13 protein-coding genes are annotated in these 16,239 nt (G+C 60.2%); 12 read left to right on the top strand and 1 reads right to left on the bottom strand.

The genetic code is table 11. The features are described from left to right. The first annotated feature begins 5 nt into the window (after positions 1–5). From QD357_RS04135 to murB, 8 genes are all read left to right on the top strand, one after another. Positions 6–1,469, top strand: a complete 1,464-nt coding sequence (locus QD357_RS04135) for a UDP-N-acetylmuramoyl-L-alanyl-D-glutamate--2,6-diaminopimelate ligase (RefSeq protein ID WP_414124056.1) — start codon at positions 6–8, stop codon at positions 1,467–1,469. Continuing rightward, complete coding sequence (locus tag QD357_RS04130) at positions 1,466–2,926, top strand: UDP-N-acetylmuramoylalanyl-D-glutamyl-2,6-diaminopimelate--D-alanyl-D-alanine ligase (protein ID WP_107108472.1); 1,461 nt, start codon at positions 1,466–1,468, stop codon at positions 2,924–2,926. The genes QD357_RS04135 and QD357_RS04130 overlap by 4 nt, the downstream gene beginning before the upstream one ends. 11 nt (positions 2,927–2,937) lie before the next feature. Then, positions 2,938–4,059 carry a phospho-N-acetylmuramoyl-pentapeptide-transferase gene (gene mraY, locus QD357_RS04125; protein WP_107108471.1) on the top strand — a complete coding sequence of 374 codons (1,122 nt, stop codon included), beginning with the start codon at positions 2,938–2,940 and terminating at the stop codon, positions 4,057–4,059. Between the two features lie 7 nt (positions 4,060–4,066). After that, positions 4,067–5,479, top strand: a complete 1,413-nt coding sequence (gene murD / locus QD357_RS04120) for a UDP-N-acetylmuramoyl-L-alanine--D-glutamate ligase (RefSeq protein ID WP_107108470.1) — start codon at positions 4,067–4,069, stop codon at positions 5,477–5,479. Between the two features lies 1 nt (position 5,480). After that, positions 5,481–6,635, top strand: coding sequence for a putative lipid II flippase FtsW (ftsW, locus tag QD357_RS04115; RefSeq protein ID WP_107108469.1), 1,155 nt, complete (start codon positions 5,481–5,483; stop codon positions 6,633–6,635). A 177-nt stretch (positions 6,636–6,812) separates the two neighbouring features. Further along, positions 6,813–7,934: an undecaprenyldiphospho-muramoylpentapeptide beta-N-acetylglucosaminyltransferase gene (gene murG / locus QD357_RS04110; protein ID WP_414124055.1), complete on the top strand. Its 1,122-nt coding sequence runs from the start codon at positions 6,813–6,815 to the stop codon at positions 7,932–7,934. Beyond that, positions 7,931–9,346: a UDP-N-acetylmuramate--L-alanine ligase gene (gene murC, locus QD357_RS04105; protein WP_107108467.1), complete on the top strand. Its 1,416-nt coding sequence runs from the start codon at positions 7,931–7,933 to the stop codon at positions 9,344–9,346. Before murG ends, murC begins: the two co-directional genes overlap by 4 nt. Continuing rightward, positions 9,343–10,317 (top strand): UDP-N-acetylmuramate dehydrogenase, encoded by a 975-nt coding sequence (murB, locus tag QD357_RS04100; RefSeq protein WP_107108466.1) that lies wholly within the window; start codon positions 9,343–9,345, stop codon positions 10,315–10,317. Before murC ends, murB begins: the two co-directional genes overlap by 4 nt. A 92-nt stretch (positions 10,318–10,409) precedes the next feature. Here murB and QD357_RS04095 read toward each other — a convergent pair whose 3' ends face one another. Continuing rightward, positions 10,410–11,741, bottom strand: coding sequence for an MFS transporter (locus QD357_RS04095; RefSeq protein WP_107108465.1), 1,332 nt, complete (start codon positions 11,739–11,741; stop codon positions 10,410–10,412). Positions 11,742–12,001: 260 nt separating this feature from the next. On the opposite strand from QD357_RS04095, the gene aqpZ reads away from it, so the two are divergent. From aqpZ to ftsA, 4 genes are all read left to right on the top strand, one after another. Then, entirely contained in the window at positions 12,002–12,688 is a 687-nt protein-coding gene (gene aqpZ / locus QD357_RS04090; RefSeq protein ID WP_414124054.1) for an aquaporin Z, read from the top strand. A gap of 298 nt (positions 12,689–12,986) precedes the next feature. Continuing rightward, a complete protein-coding gene (locus QD357_RS04085; RefSeq protein WP_107108463.1) occupies positions 12,987–13,913 on the top strand; it encodes a D-alanine--D-alanine ligase in 927 nt (308 codons plus the stop codon). Then, entirely contained in the window at positions 13,901–14,833 is a 933-nt protein-coding gene (locus tag QD357_RS04080; RefSeq protein WP_107108462.1) for a cell division protein FtsQ/DivIB, read from the top strand. Before QD357_RS04085 ends, QD357_RS04080 begins: the two co-directional genes overlap by 13 nt. Next, a complete protein-coding gene (gene ftsA, locus QD357_RS04075; RefSeq protein WP_414124053.1) occupies positions 14,830–16,161 on the top strand; it encodes a cell division protein FtsA in 1,332 nt (443 codons plus the stop codon). The genes QD357_RS04080 and ftsA overlap by 4 nt, the downstream gene beginning before the upstream one ends. Positions 16,162–16,239 lie beyond the last annotated feature (78 nt).

Genomic DNA, 16,239 nt, shown 5'->3' with positions numbered 1-16,239 from the left:
ATTCGATGAACTTGCGGGATATTGCCGGAAATGCGTTTCCGGAACTCAACGAACAAATCGGCGGGGCACTTGGCGATCTTAAGATAACAGGCCTTTCCGCTGATAGCCGTAAGGTTGCGCCCGGTATGGCTTTCGTAGCTGTTGCCGGCACCAAGGCTGACGGCGCAAGTTTCATTGCCGATGCCGTTTCGCGTGGTGCGTCTGTCGTTGTCGCAGGCCAAGGCGCTGTCGCAACCGGCGTGCCGCTGCTGACCGTAACGGCGCCGCGCCGTTTCCTCGCCGTCGCTGCTTCGCGCTTTTATGGCAAGCAGCCTCAGACGATGGTCGCCGTCACCGGCACCGCCGGCAAAACCTCGGTCGCTTCCTTTACCCGTCAGATTTGGGCGCATGCCGGCCATCCGGCGGCGATGATCGGAACGACCGGCGTCATGTCGCCGACGCGCAACGACTACGGTTCGCTGACGACGCCCGATCCGGTGTCGCTGCACCAGTTGCTTGCCGAGCTTGCGGACGAGGGCGTCACCCATGCGGCAATGGAAGCCTCCAGCCATGGCCTCGATCAATTCCGCCTCGATGGTGTCAGGCTTGCCGCTGCTGCCTTCACCAATCTTGGCCGCGACCATATGGACTATCATCCGACGGTCGAGGATTACATGGCCGCCAAGATGCGGCTGTTCAGGGACCTGCTGCCGAAAGGCTCGCCGGCGGTGATCTTTGCCGACGATCCTTGGTCGGAACAGGCGATCGCGGCTGCGCGCGACGCCGGTCATGACATACGCACCGTAGGCCGCAAGGGCGATTTCCTCGCGCTGAAGCGTGTCGAGCATTTCCGTCACAAGCAGATCGCGGAAGTGCATGTGGATGACGATATTTTCGAAATCCATATTCCGCTCGCCGGCGACTTTCAGGTCGCCAATGCGCTCGTTTCCGCAGGGCTTGCCATTTCTACCGGCGTTGCCGCGCCGGTTGCCATGGCGGCGTTAGAGAAGCTCGCTGGCGCTTCCGGGCGATTGGAGCTTGTCGGTCATACCCACKACGGCGCACTTGCCTATGTGGACTATGCGCATAAGCCGGATGCCTTGGAAAATGTGCTGAATTCGGTGCGGCCGTTCACCACTGGCCGCGTCATCGTCGTCTTCGGTTGCGGCGGCGACCGCGATCGCGGCAAGCGGCCGATCATGGGCGAAATCGCCTGCCGCCTGGCCGATGTTGTTGTCGTCACCGACGACAATCCGCGCTCCGAAGAACCGGCGGCGATCCGCGCCGAGATCATGGCCGCAGCACCCTGCGCCACCGAGATCGGCGATCGTGCCAAGGCGATCTGTGAGGCGGTCGGCATGCTGAAATCCGGCGATACGCTGATCGTCGCGGGCAAGGGGCATGAGGAAGGTCAGACGATCGGCAGCGTCACGCTGCCCTTCTCCGACCATGCTGAACTGCGCAAAGCACTGGAGGAGGTAAAGTCTTGAGCTGGCTATGGACAACTGAAGACATGATCGCCGCCATTGCGGGCCGCTCCTTCGGAGCGCTGCCTGAGGGCGTTACGGGGATTTCTATCGACAGCCGTTCGATCAAGCCGGGCGAAGCTTTCTTCGCCATCAAGGGCGATCGCGTCGACGGCCATGATTATGCCAACCTGGCGATGGCGAACGGTGCGGCGCTGATCGTGATCAGCGAGGCGCGGCTGCCGGCTATGGGCCGGCTGACCGTGCCGAAGATCGTCGTCGATGACGTTTTGGCCGGGCTCGCCAGGCTCGGCGTTGCCGCCCGCGAGCGCACGCAGGCGCGCATCATCGCCGTCACAGGTTCGGTTGGCAAAACCACCACAAAAGAGATGCTGCGCCGGACGCTTTCGCCGTCCGGTACGGTGCATGCTTCCGTCGCCTCGTTCAACAATCATTGGGGCGTGCCGCTGAGTTTGGCGCGCATGCCTCAGGATACGGATTTCGGCGTTTTCGAGATTGGCATGAACCATCCGGAGGAGATCCGTCCGCTGACCAAGATGGTGCAGCCGCATGTGGCGATCATCACCACGATTGCGCCCGCGCATCTCGGCAATTTCAAGAACATCACCGAGATCGCCGCTGCCAAGGCGGAGATTTTCGACGGCGTCGTGCCGGGCGGTCATGTCATCCTCAACCGCGACAACGATCAGTTCGATTTGCTGGAGCGCGCCGCACTGGCCGCCGGCGTCGAGCATGTGCATAGTTTCGGCCAGCATGCCAAGGCGGATGTACGGCTCGCGGAATTCAATGCGTCGGAAGAGAATTCGACGCTCTGGCTGACGATCGGCGGCGAGACGATGGAAGTGGCGATTGGTGCGCCCGGGCGGCATATCGCGGAAAACGCGCTGGCGGTCCTCGGTGCGGTGATGCTGGTCGAGGCCGATCTCGACAAGGCGGTCGATGCGCTGGCGACCCTGCAGGCGGAAAAGGGCAGGGGGCAGCGCCACAAGCGCGCGATCGCTAATGGCTACTTCACGCTGATCGACGAAAGTTACAACGCCAACCCCGCATCGATGCGCGCGGCCATTGCGCTGCTGGCGACATCTTCGCCGGATGCCAATGTCGGCGCGAGAGCGGGCAGGCGGGTCGCCATTCTCGGTGACATGTTGGAAATGGGGGATTATGCCCAGAGAGTGCATGCCAATCTTGCTGGTCCGCTACTGGCCGCCGGCATCGAGCATGTCTGGCTGGCAGGTCCGGAGATGGCGGCGTTGAGGGATGCGCTGCCGGAAAGTGTCCATGTCGAATACCGTGAGAATACGGAGGAGCTCTCGGAATTCGTGCTCAACTCGGTCGCCCCTGGCGACGTTTTGATGGTGAAATCGTCGTTGGGGATAGGATTCGGGAAGATCGTGGCAGCTTTGCTTGACAAGTTTCCAGCATTTTCCGACACGGAGCCCCACTCCCATCAGGGGCTTTAGAAAGGGCTCTTATGCTGATCTGGCTTGCCGAACTGTCGGACCACGTTCATTTTTTCAGTACTCATTTCAGATTTCTCAATCTGTTCAGATACATCACGTTCCGCACCGGCGGCGCTTTGTTCACTTCGGCGTTGATCGTCTTCCTCTTCGGGCCGCGAATCATCTCCTCCCTGCGTGTACGTCAGGGCAAGGGGCAGCCGATTCGTGCCGATGGTCCGCAGACCCATTTCAAGAAGGCAGGCACGCCGACCATGGGCGGCCTGATGATTTTGGCCGGCATCGTTGTGTCGTCAATGCTGTGGGCCGATCTTGCCAATGTCTACGTGGTCGCGACGCTGCTGGTTACATTGGGCTTCGGCGCCATCGGCTTCTATGATGACTATCTCAAGGTCACCAAGCAGAGCGACAAAGGCTTTTCCGGTCGCGCGCGCCTCGGTATCGAATTCGTCATCGCCGCCATTGCCGTCTACTTCATGATGAGCACGGCGCTCTCCTCGGGTACCGCCGGGTCGACCTTCGGTTCATCGATCGCGTTCCCTTTCTTCAAGAGTTTCATGCTCAATCTCGGCATGTTTTTCGTCCTCTTCGGCGCTTTCGTTATCGTCGCCGCGGGTAATGCCGTAAACCTGACCGACGGTCTTGATGGGCTTGCCATCGTGCCGGTCATGATTGCGGCCGCCTCTTTCGGCGTCATCGCCTATCTCGCCGGCAACTTTGTCTTCGCCGATTACCTGGCGATCAACTTCGTGCCCGGCACCGGTGAATTGGCTGTGGTGCTCGGTGCTGTCATCGGTGCCGGTCTCGGCTTCCTCTGGTTCAATGCACCTCCGGCGGCTATTTTCATGGGTGACACCGGCTCTCTGGCACTTGGCGGCATGATCGGTTCGGTGGCAGTTGCCACCAAGCATGAGATCGTCATGGCGATCATCGGCGGCCTGTTCGTGCTGGAGGCGCTTTCGGTCATCATCCAGGTCGGCTTCTTCAAGATGACCGGCCGCCGCGTCTTTCTGATGGCGCCGATTCACCATCACTTCGAGAAGAAGGGCTGGACGGAGAGCCAAGTCGTGGTCCGTTTCTGGATCGTTGCGGTCATCCTGGCGATGATCGGCCTCTCCACTCTCAAGCTCCGGTGAGGCGGCGATGATCCCTGTCACCACGCTMAAGGGGAAGAAGGTCGCATTGTTCGGCCTCGGCGGCTCGGGTTTTGCCACCGCGCGGGCGCTTGTCGCCGGTGGTGCCGAGGTGACCGCCTGGGACGACAATCCCGATAGCGTGGTGAAGGCTGCGGCCGAAGGTATCCCGGTCGCCGATCTCAGAACGATCGATTGGAATGGGCTCTCGGCATTCGTGCTGTCGCCCGGCGTACCACTKACGCATCCGAGGCCGCATTGGACCGTCGATCTCGCTCACGCAGCCGGCGTCGAAGTCATCGGCGACGTCGAGCTCTTCGTCCGAGAGCGGCGGGCACATGCACCGGATTGCCCTTTCATTGCCATCACCGGCACCAACGGCAAATCGACGACGACGGCATTGATTGCCCATATCCTGCAATCGAGCGGTCGCGATACGCAGCTTGGCGGCAATATTGGAACAGCCATCCTGACGCTGGAGCCGCCGAAGGCGGAGCGCTACTACGTCGTCGAATGCTCTTCCTACCAGATCGATCTTGCCCCGACCCTCAATCCTTCCGCCGGCATTCTGCTCAATCTGACGCCCGATCATCTCGATCGGCACGGTACGATGCAGCATTATGCCGATATCAAGGAACGGCTGGTGGCCGGCAGCGGCGTTGCCGTCATCGGCGTCGACGACAGCTATTCTTCGCTGATTGCCGATCGCGTCGAACGGGCGGGTGGCAAGGTTACCCGCATCTCGCGCCGGCATGTGCTGGCTGACGGGCTTTATGCCGAAGGCAGCCGCATCATCCAGGCATCGACCGGCGCGACCTCGGAGATCGCCGATCTCGACGGCATCCAGACGCTGCGCGGCGGCCACAATGCACAAAACGCAGCGGCCGCGATTGCCGCATGTCTGGCCGTCGGCATTTCCGCTGACGATATTCGCGCCGGGCTCAAATCCTTTCCCGGCCTCAAGCATCGCATGCAGCCGGTCGGCCGGCGCGGCCGTGTCGTGTTCGTCAACGATTCAAAGGCCACCAATGCGGATGCCGCCGCACCGGCGCTTTCGAGCTACGATCATATCTATTGGATCGCCGGCGGCTTGCCGAAAGAGGGCGGTATCACGACGCTGGCGCCGCTCTTCCCGCGCATCGCGAAGGCCTATCTCATCGGCGAAGCGGCACCCGCCTTCGCAGCGACGCTCGGCGAGCAGGTGCCCTACGAAATATCGGGCACTTTGGAGCGCGCGGTCGCACATGCGGCAGCCGATGCCGACAAGGGCGAACATGAGACGGCGGCGGTGATGTTGTCACCGGCTTGCGCAAGCTTCGATCAGTACAAGAATTTCGAGGTCAGGGGTGATGCCTTCGTCAGCCACGTGGCTGCGGTCGAAGGCGTCACCATGTTGGTCAGTTCAGCAACAGGAGGCGATTGATATGGTAAGCCGCGTTGAGCGTGGGGCCTTGGCCGAATGGTTCTGGACCATCGACCGTGTATTTCTCTCTCTTTTCATCCTGTTGATTGGCATTGGCTTCATGCTTTCTTTTGCGGCTTCGCCCGCAGTGGCGGAACGCATTGGGCTCGAGCCTTTCCACTTCGTCAAGCGCCACGCCCTTTTCCTTGTTCCGGCGATCGCAGCGATGATCGGCATTTCCTTTATGACACCGAGGCAGGTGCGGCGCACTGCGGTCATCCTGCTGATCGTTTCGCTGGCGATGATGCTGTTCGCATTGTTCTTCGGTGTCGAGGTCAAGGGGTCGCGGCGTTGGGTCAACATCGCAGCGCTCTCCATCCAGCCGTCGGAATTCATGAAGCCGGCCTTCGTCGTCGTCTGCGCCTGGCTGTTTGCCGAGCATGCGCGCCAGCCGGAAATTCCGGGCAATCTCTTCGCTATCATCCTCTTCGGCATCGTCGCCGCACTCCTCGTTGCTCAGCCCGACCTTGGGCAGACGATCCTTACCACCGCCGTCTGGGGTGGCATGTTCTTCATGGCCGGCATGCCCTGGCTGTGGATCGGGGTGCTCGGCGGCCTCGGCGTCGGCGGCTTCGTGACGGCCTATTACGTCTTTCCCCACGTAGCACTTCGCGTCGACAAGTTCTTGACCGGCGAAGGCGACACGTTCCAGGTCGATACCGCCAAGGAAGCGATCATTCACGGCAATTGGTTCGGTGTGGGGCCGGGTGAAGGCATCGTCAAGCGCATCATTCCGGACGCCCATACCGACTTCATCTTCTCGGTGGCAGCCGAGGAATTTGGTGTCGTCTTCTGCATGGTGCTCGTCTGCATCTTCGCCTTTCTGGTGCTGCGCGGCCTGTCGCATGCCTATAAGGAAAAGAACGATTTCAACCGTTTTGCCGTTGCCGGCCTGGTGCTGCAGATCGGTATTCAGTCGATCATCAATGTCGGCGTGAACCTGCAATTGCTGCCGGCCAAGGGCATGACCCTGCCGCTGATCTCCTATGGCGGCTCGTCGATGACCGCCATCTGTGTGACGGCGGGCTTTATTCTGGCCCTGACGCGTCATCGGCCGGAAAAGAGAGCGCAGGACCGCAGCCTCTTTCGCGTGACGCATGGATTGCCGGCGGAGTGATCGTTTTGGACCTATCTGCGCTTCGTTCCCATCTCCCGGATTACGCTTATTCTTCGTTCGCTTTCGCGAAGACGGGGGTCTATGAAGGAAGCTTGACGCGCTTCAGTGACGCGGGCATGGCGGCTTCCTATATTAGGGAGATGCCCCGCGCAGGGGCTGTTCGCGGGAGCGAAGATCATGAGTAAAGGTATTATTCTGCTTGCCGCCGGCGGAACCGGCGGCCACGTATTTCCGGCCGAAGCGCTGGCCTATAAGCTCAGGGAGCGCGGTTATTCCGTGCACCTCGTCACCGACAGCCGCGCGGAACGTTATGCCGGCAAGTTTCCGGCGGATGAGATTCATGTGGTGCCGTCGGCAACGATCGGTTCGAAGAATCCGATCAAGGTCGCAAAGTCGCTTTGGACGCTGTGGATGGGCATGCGCGCCGCTCGCAAGCTGATCCGCAATATCAAGCCGCTTTGCGTCGTTGGTTTCGGTGGTTATCCGACCGTGCCGCCGCTGCTTGCCGCCACTCGTATGGGCGTGCCGGCGATGCTCCATGAGCAGAACGCCGTGATGGGACGCGCGAACAAGGCGCTTGCCGCCCGCGTTCAGGCGATCGCCGGTGGTTTTCTGGAGAAGGGTGGCGCGTTTCCGGAGAAGACGGTGACGACCGGCAACCCCGTGCGTCCGGCCGTGATCGAAGCGGCCAAGCGGCCCTATGTGCCATCTGGCCCGGATGATCCTTTCAATCTGGTCGTCTTCGGCGGCAGCCAGGGTGCTCAATATTTCTCCAAGGCAGTGCCGACAGCGATCAGCCTGTTGGAGGAGCCGCTGCGCAAGCGCCTGCGGATTACGCAACAGGTGCGCCCCGAGGATATGGAGACGGTCAATAGCTGCGCCAGGAGGCTGGAGATGGGCGCCGATGTCGCGCCGTTCTTCACCGACATGGCCKAGCGCATAGGTGCCGCTCATCTCGTCCTCTGCCGCTCCGGCGCGTCAACTGTATCGGAACTCGCCGTCATCGGTCGCCCGGCGATCCTGGTGCCCTATCCCTATGCCCTGGACCACGACCAGGCTGCCAATGCGGCGGCCCTTGCGGCAACGGGTGGCGTCAAGGTCATCGCGCAAGCCGAACTTACGCCGGAAAAGCTCTCGACGATCCTGCGCGGCGCGATGACGATGCCGGAGAAACTGGCGAAGATGGCGGCTGCGGCCAAACAGGCCGGCAAACCGGATGCCGCGAGCTTGCTCGCCGATATGGTTGAGGCTATTGCCGCGAAACGTTCAATTCAGGAATTCAAGGGGGCGGGCGTATGAAGCTGCCGAAGGCTATCGGCCTCGTACATTTTATCGGTATCGGCGGTATCGGGATGAGCGGCATCGCTGAAGTGCTGCACAATCTCGGCCATCGCGTGCAGGGGTCGGACCAGTCGGAGAGCGCCAACGTGCAGCGGCTGCGCGAAAAGGGCATCGCGGTCCATATCGGTCACAAGGCAGAGAATCTCGGCGACGCGGAAGTCGTAGTGGTTTCCACCGCCATCAAGAAGAGCAATCCGGAACTCGCCGCCGCCCGCGAAAAGCTGCTGCCGGTTGTGCGTCGCGCCGAAATGCTGGCCGAGCTGATGCGCTTCCGCAATGCTATCGCTATTGGCGGCACGCATGGCAAGACGACGACCACCTCGCTGGTCGCAACCCTGCTCGAAGCCGGCGGACTTGACCCGACCGTCATCAACGGCGGCATCATCAACGCCTACGGCACGAATGCCCGCATGGGCGAGGGCGAGTGGATGGTGGTGGAGGCCGATGAATCGGATGGCACCTTCCTGAAGCTGCCCGCCGACGTTGCCGTCGTTACCAATATCGATCCGGAGCATCTGGATCACTACGGCAATTTCGACGCGGTACGTGCCGCCTTCCGGCAGTTCGTCGAGAATGTGCCGTTCTACGGTTTCGGTGTCATGTGCCTCGATCATCCGGAAGTGCAGTCGCTGGTCGGCCGCATCGAAGACCGCAAGGTCATCACCTACGGCGAAAATCCGCAGGCGGATGTGCGCTTCATGAATGTGCGCATCGACGGTACGCGCTCGCTGTTCGATATCCAAATTCGCAGGCGCCGAACGGGGAAGGTTTTCGAGATCAAGGATCTCGTCATGCCGATGCCCGGCCGGCACAATATTTCCAATGCGACTGCGGCGATCGCCGTCGCCAACCGGCTTGGCATCTCCAATGAGGCGATCGCCAGGGGGCTCGCCTCCTTCGGTGGCGTCAAGCGTCGCTTCACGCTCACGGGCGAATGGAACGGCGTGAAGGTCTTCGACGATTACGGCCATCATCCGGTGGAGATCAAGGCCGTGCTTAGGGCGGCGCGCGAGGCCTGCCAGGGCCGCATCATCGCCGTTCACCAGCCACATCGTTACACGCGTCTGTCGAGTCTGTTTGAGGAATTCGCTGCCTGCTTCAACGATGCCGACAGCATTTTCCTGGCGCCGGTCTATGCAGCCGGTGAGGACCCGATCGAAGGCGCGGATTCGCAGGCTCTGGTGTCGCGCATCAAGGCGGGCGGCCATCGCGATGCGCGCTATCTGCCGTCGCAAGAGGAGCTTGCGCAAATGGTCGCGGAGATTGCGCGGCCAGGTGATTTTGTGGTTCTCTTGGGGGCTGGGAGCATCACGTATTGGGCAGCTTCATTGCCAAAGGAATTGGAAGGCCTCTCGGGTAAGTCCGCATGAAACAGGTGAATGGGGAAAAGCTTCTGGCGTCGCTCGGCGACAGCGTAAAGGATATTCGTGGCCGGTTAACGCCGGACGCGCCGATGGATCGCGTCACATGGTTTCGCGCCGGCGGGCTGGCGGAGCTGATGTTCCAGCCGCATGATACGGACGATCTGATCGCTTTCCTGAAGGTCCTGCCGGCCGAAGTGCCGTTGACGGTGGTGGGCGTCGGTTCGAACATCCTGGTGCGCGACGGCGGCATTCCCGGCGTCGTTCTGCGCCTGTCGGCGAAGGGCTTCGGCTCGGTCGAGCTTGCCGGTGAGAATCGCATCATGGCAGGCGCCATTTGCCCGGATAAGCATGTTGCCGCGATGGCTATGGACAACGGTATCGGCGGTTTTCATTTTTACTACGGCATTCCCGGCGGCATCGGTGGCGCGGCGCGTATGAATGCCGGCGCCAACGGCTCCGAGACGCGTGATCGCGTCGTCGAGGTGCATGCGGTCGACCGCAAGGGCAAGAAACATGTGCTGACCAATGCCGAGATGGGCTACACCTATCGCCATTCGACGGCATCGGACGACCTGATCTTCACGCATGTTCTTTTCGAGGGATATCCCGAGGATAAGGCTCAGATCCGGGCCGAGATGGATGCCGTGCGGGCGCATCGCGAGACTGTGCAGCCCATTCGCGAAAAGACCGGTGGTTCGACATTCAAGAACCCAGAAGGGCATTCCGCCTGGAAGCTGATCGATGAAGCCGGCTGCCGCGGCCTGGTTATCGGCGGCGCCCAGATGTCGTCGCTGCATTGCAATTTCATGATCAATATGGGGCAGGCGACCGGCTACGATCTTGAATATCTTGGCGAGCAGGTGCGCCGCGAGGTTTTCGAGAAGTCCGGCATCAAGCTGGAATGGGAAATCAAGCGCCTCGGTTGCTTCATGCCCGGCCGGGAAGTTCGCCCCTTCCAGGGTGTCACCACAGAGTAGGTTTACGCTGCAATCGGCTCAAACTTCATAAAATGATTCAACAAAAAGGCCGGTTTTTTGCCCGGCCTTTTCAATTGGTTATCGTGAAGTCTTCAGACTTCGTCATTGCCCGAAAGCAAGATGCCGATCAGCGAGAGCAGTGCTGCGCCCGCCAGATAGTAGCCGACATAAACCAGGCCGTAGGTCGTCGCGAGCGATGTGGCGATGTAGGGAGCCAGGGACGCACCGACAATGCCAGCAAGATTGAAGGTCATCGATGCGCCGGTGTAGCGCACGGTGGTCGGGAAAGGTGCTGCCAGCGCGGCACCGATCGGGCCGTAGGTGAAGCCCATCAGGGCGAGACCAATGATCGAGCAGGCGAAGGCACCGGCAAGGCCGGCCGTCAGCAGCGATGCATAGAACAGGCCGAAAATGAAAATGCCGATCGTCGTCAGTATCAGAACCAGCTTGCGCGAATAACGATCCGACAACAGGCCGGAGACCGGTATCATCAGGCCGAAGAACACGACGCCGACGAGCTGGACGACGAGGAACTGGCCCTGCGAGTAGCCGAGACCTGCCGGCAGCGGTCCGGTACCCGGAGGCCTGGTGCCCCAGCTCAGGGTGAAGGCCGTCATCAGATAGAACAGCACGAAAGTCGCAACAGCGATAATGGTGCCGAGAATCAGGCTGCGGAGATGCGAGCGGAAGATGACCGCGATCGGAACCGAAACGCGTTCCTCCTTCTCGATTGCGCGCTGGAATTCCGGGGTTTCCGTGATCTTCAGGCGGACATAGAGGCCGACGGCAACGAGCACGATGCTGATCAGGAAGGGAACGCGCCAACCATAGTTTAGGAAGTCCGCATCAGCCATGCTTTCGCGCAGAATCAGGAAAAGGCCGGCGGAGAAGATAAAGCCGATCGGAGCGCCGAGTTGCGGGAACATCGCATACCAGCTTCGCTTGCCTTCTGGAGCGTTTTCCGTCGCCAGCAATACCGCGCCACCCCATTCGCCGCCGAGACCAAGACCCTGACCGAGGCGGCAAAGCGCCAGCAGTATCGGCGCGAGAACGCCGATCGACTCATAGGTCGGCAACATGCCGATCACGACCGTCGAGAGACCCATGGTCATCAGAGCCGCAACAAGCGTTGCCTTGCGGCCGACCCGGTCTCCGAAGTGACCGAAGATCATTGCGCCGATCGGGCGTGCGAAGAAGGCGATCGAGAAGGTTGCAAAGGACTGCAGCGTTGCCGAGGTCGGATCGCTGGCAGGGAAAAACAGCTTCGGGAAGACGATAACAGCCGCCGTCGCATAAACGTAAAAGTCGAAAAACTCGATCGTTGTACCGATAAGGCTCGCGATCAGAACGCGTGCCGGGGAATTCGCAACAACGCTGTTTGATGACGAGGGTGTCGGCGATAAAGGAGATATCGCGTCAGTCATGGTCCCACCAATTTTGATGATGTTAAAGTTGTCTTAACAGACAATCTCTGTCCTTAGCGCAATTTTCGTTCGGCGCAAGCGTTTAAGAAGCAAGAAACCGACACCTATACGCCAATCCTTTGCTGCAATCGCCGCTTTGAGAACGGAATGACAGCACGTTTCCCGTTCTGATAGATGTTTACCCGGCAAAGTCTTGACCAGAATCTCTTTCTCGTAAATGTCCTACTTTCGCTCTGGTTGAGAGCGGTGGAGATAAATTTATGCAGAAAAAATTGATTGCGGAATTTTTGGGAACGTTTTGGCTAGTATTTGGCGGCTGCGGAAGTGCAATCTTTGCGGCAGCTTTCCCGAGCCTCGGTATTGGCTTTCTAGGTGTTGCTTTCGCGTTTGGGTTGACCGTACTCACCATGGCCTTTGCGGTTAGCGGTGTGTCGGGTGGCCATTTCAATCCGGCAGTTTCGGTCGGGCTCACGGTTGCCGGTCGCTTCCCCGGCTCGCAACTCATTCCTTACATCATCGCTCAGGTCGTCGGCGCGATCGTCGCTGCTGCCGTTCTTTACCTGATCGCAAGCGGCAAGGCTGATTTCCAGCTCGGCGGCTTTGCGGCCAATGGTTATGGCGAGCATTCACCGGGCGGCTATTCGCTGGTATCGGCGCTCATTGCTGAAAGCGTGTTGACCCTGTTCTTCCTGATCGTGATTCTCGGTTCGACCAGCAGCCGGGTGCCGGCCGGGTTCGCGCMGATCGCCATTGGTCTCGCACTGACGCTGATCCACCTGATCTCGATCCCGATCACCAATACCTCGGTCAATCCGGCCCGTTCCACCGGCCAGGCTTTGTTMGTCGGCGGCTGGGCGCTGCAGCAGCTTTGGCTGTTCTGGGTGGCCCCGATCGTTGGTGGCGCGCTTGGTGGTATCGTCTGGAAACTGCTMGGCGATCGCGACTGATTCAGGGACCCAATAAGCCTTGCGATGGCCCGCGCCGGAGACCCMGGTGCGGGCCTATTTGTTTAAAATTTTCTAAAGGTGGATATTCAAATGTAGCAACTCTCTGATTCCAATGGCAGAATTCTTCAAGTCGATTTGATTCGTGAAAATTGACCGCCATGAGAGCGGTCGAAAGTTAACGAAAGTAAACGCTTCATTAACCTTAATGTTGTTCTAATGGAGCCTACAAGATGTGGCGAGAATCGCTGCTCAGCGTATCGAGCAAATGTCGATTGCAGATGGTGAATTGGGGGTATTGATGGGTGGCAAGCATGTGGCTGTCCTTTTGGGCGGATTTTCCTCGGAGAGGCCGGTTAGCCTGTCTTCGGGGAAGGCATGCGCTGACGCCCTCGAAGCCGAAGGCTTCCAAGTCACACGTATCGATGTGGAGCGCGATGTGTCTGCGCGCCTTGCCGATTTGAAGCCCGATGTCGTTTTCAATGCGCTGCATGGTCCGTTCGGCGAAGACGGCACCATTCAGGGCATTCTTGAATATCTGCAGATCCCTTATACGCATTCCGGCGTGCTGGCCTCGGCGCTTGCTATGGATAAGTCACGCGCCAAGAAGGTGGCTGATGGCGCCGGCATTCCGGTGGCTGATTCGCGTGTGATGAACCGCTTCGCCATTACTGGCGAGCATCCGATGCGGCCGCCTTATGTCGTGAAGCCGGTGCGTGAAGGTTCGAGCTTCGGTGTCGTGATCGTCAAGGAAGATCAAACGCATCCGCCGCAGGTCATTACCTCTTCCGAGTGGCGCTACGGCGATGAGGTGATGGTCGAGCGTTACATCTACGGTCGGGAGCTGACGTGTGGCGTCATGGGCGATACGGCGCTCGGCGTAACCGAGATTGTCCCGCAGGGGCATAGCTTCTACGACTACGATTCCAAATACGCGGATGGTGGATCAAAACACGTCATCCCTGCCAGAATTTCACCGAATCTTTACCAAAAGATACAAACATTAGCGCTAAGGGCGCATCAAGCTATCGGCTGCCGTGGCGTCAGTCGATCTGACTTCCGTTATGACGATCGCTTTTCCGAAGAGGGTGAGCTTGTCTGGTTGGAAATCAATACCCAACCGGGCATGACGCCTACCTCGCTGGTGCCCGAAATGGCCGCTCACGCCGGCTACTCTTTTGGCGAATTTCTCCGGTGGATGGTGGAGGACGCGTCTTGTTTGCGCTGACGGTCAAAAATATGAGGCGGTCCCGCCACCGCGTTCCGCTCGCGATCGACGATGTCGAAGATGCGTTCGTGCTGCCGCGTCCGCTGCGCCGCGTTGTGCGTTTCCTCGTGAGCCTCAGCTCCGGGCGTGTCAATATTCCGGCCCATACGGGTACGGTTTCCGCTCTCGCTCTTTTTGCTGCGACAGGCCTTTACGGCATGTCGATTGGTGGTCACACGCAGGATGTCGCCCAGGCGACGACATCGGCTGCCGGCTTCGCCATCGAAGATGTGAAGGTCTCCGGCAACGATCAGACTTCGGAAATCGAGATCCTGCAGCTTCTTGGTCTCGACGGCACGACGTCGCTGGTGGCGCTCGACGCCGACGCGGCTCGCCAGAAGATCGCAAGCCTGCCTTGGGTGCAGAGCGTCGAAGTCCGCAAGGTCTATCCGAAGGCGATCGAAGTGAAGCTCACGGAGCGCAAGGCTTATGCCATCTGGCAGCACGGCTCCGAACTTTCGCTGATCCAGAAGGACGGCAGCGTGATTGCGCCGCTGCGCGACAACAAATTCGCCAAGCTGCCGCTTTTCGTCGGTCGTGATGCGGAAACGGCCGCAGCGTCCATCGATGACGAGTTTGCCAACTGGCCTGACGTTCGTGGTCATGTGAAGGCATTCGTGCGCGTCGCCGGTCGTCGTTGGGATCTCTACCTCGACAATGGCGTGATCATCAAATTGCCGGAAGACAATATCGATGGTGCGCTCGCGCGGCTCACCAAGCTCGACAAGGACCAGAACCTTCTGCAGCGCGATATTGCTGCCGTCGACCTTCGTCTTGACGATCGTACCGCCATTGAATTGACCCCGGACGCAGCGCTTCGCCGCCAGGCGGCGTTGGATGCCAGAACCAAGGCTTTGAAGAAAGCAGGGCAGGATACATGAGCTTATTCAGTTCGTCCCATTTCGGTCTGCCGCGCCTGAAGCCGCTGTCCTCCAAGCGGTCGCACATCGTATCCGTCCTCGATATCGGCTCGACGAAGGTCGTCTGCATGATCGGCCGGCTGACGCCGCGCGAGGAAAGCCAGGTTCTCCCGAACCGCACGCATAATATCGAGATCATCGGCATCGGCCATCAGCGTTCGCGCGGCATCAAGACCGGTGTGATCGCCGATCTCGACGCACTGGAAAATGTCGTCCGTCTCTCCGTCGACGCCGCCGAACGCATGGCCGGCCTTACCGTCGACAGCCTGATCGTCAATGTTTCCGCCGGTCGTCTCGGCAGCGACATCTACACGGCCACCATCGATTTGGGCGGCCAGGAAGTCGAAGCAAACGATCTGAAGAAAGTGCTTGCCGCCGCTTGCCAGCAGTCGCTCCGTCAGGAACGCGCCGTGCTGCATTCGCTGGCTACGGGCTACTCGCTGGACGGCGAACGCGGCATCCGCGATCCTCTGGCGATGTTCGGCGATGCACTGGGCGTCGATATGCATGTGGTCACGGCGGAACGCGCGGCCCTTCGCAACCTCGAACTCTGCATCAACCGCGCGCATCTTTCGGTCGAGGGCATGGTGGCAACGCCTTATGCCAGCGGTCTCGCCGCTCTCGTCGACGACGAAGTCGAACTCGGCTGCGCCGCAATCGATATGGGTGGCGGCACGACGACGATCTCGGTCTTTGCCGAAGGCAAGCTGGTGCACACCGACGCCGTCAGTCTCGGCGGCCATCATGTCACCACCGACCTTGCACGCGGTCTTTCGACCCGCATCGAGGATGCCGAGCGGCTGAAGGTGGTTCATGCTTCGGCGCTCGCGAATTCTTCGGAAGAGCGCGAACTGATTTCCATCCCGCCGATCGGCGAGGATGAACGCGACCAGCCGACGCAGGTGCCGAAGGCGCTGGTGTCGCGCATCGTCAAGGCACGCATCGAAGAKACGCTGGAGCTGATCCGCGATCGCATTCAGCGCTCCGGCTTCAGCCCGATCGTCGGCAAGCGTGTCGTACTCACCGGCGGAGCCAGCCAGTTGACCGGTCTGCCGGATGTGGCGCGGCGCATTCTTGCCCGCAACGTCCGCATCGGCCGCCCGATGGGCGTATCCGGCTTGCCGACCGCGGCCAAGGGGCCCGCCTTTTCGACGGCGGTGGGACTGATGATCTATCCGCAGGTTGCGGACATGGAGACACATGCGGCGGGCAGCGGTCTGCTCTCGTCGCTTGGGGGTAACAACAGCCGTATCGGCCGCGTTGGCCAATGGCTGAAGGAGAGTTTTTGAGTGCCTGATCCCGGATCGCGGCAAGCGCTTTCCGGGCAGGGGTCAGGCAAGTGAAATATAGTGAATTGGCCGGCGTGG

The organism is Rhizobium sp. BR 317 (assembly GCF_047445835.1).
In the GTDB taxonomy this organism is placed as follows: Bacteria; Pseudomonadota; Alphaproteobacteria; order Rhizobiales; family Rhizobiaceae; genus Rhizobium; species Rhizobium paranaense.
Note: the sequence above shows the minus strand (reverse complement) of the source record. Positions and strands in the feature narration are given on the sequence as shown.

What these genes read in the sequence shown, in the direction of transcription:
- mraY (WP_107108471.1), top strand. Translation starts at nt 2,938, where the DNA reads ATGCTGATCTGGCTTGCCGAACTGTCGGACCACGTTCATTTTTTCAGT.
- ftsW (WP_107108469.1), top strand. Translation starts at nt 5,481, where the DNA reads ATGGTAAGCCGCGTTGAGCGTGGGGCCTTGGCCGAATGGTTCTGGACC.
- murC (WP_107108467.1), top strand. Translation starts at nt 7,931, where the DNA reads ATGAAGCTGCCGAAGGCTATCGGCCTCGTACATTTTATCGGTATCGGC.
- murB (WP_107108466.1), top strand. Translation starts at nt 9,343, where the DNA reads ATGAAACAGGTGAATGGGGAAAAGCTTCTGGCGTCGCTCGGCGACAGC.
- QD357_RS04095 (WP_107108465.1), bottom strand. Translation starts at nt 11,741, where the DNA reads ATGACTGACGCGATATCTCCTTTATCGCCGACACCCTCGTCATCAAAC.
- QD357_RS04085 (WP_107108463.1), top strand. Translation starts at nt 12,987, where the DNA reads ATGGGTGGCAAGCATGTGGCTGTCCTTTTGGGCGGATTTTCCTCGGAG.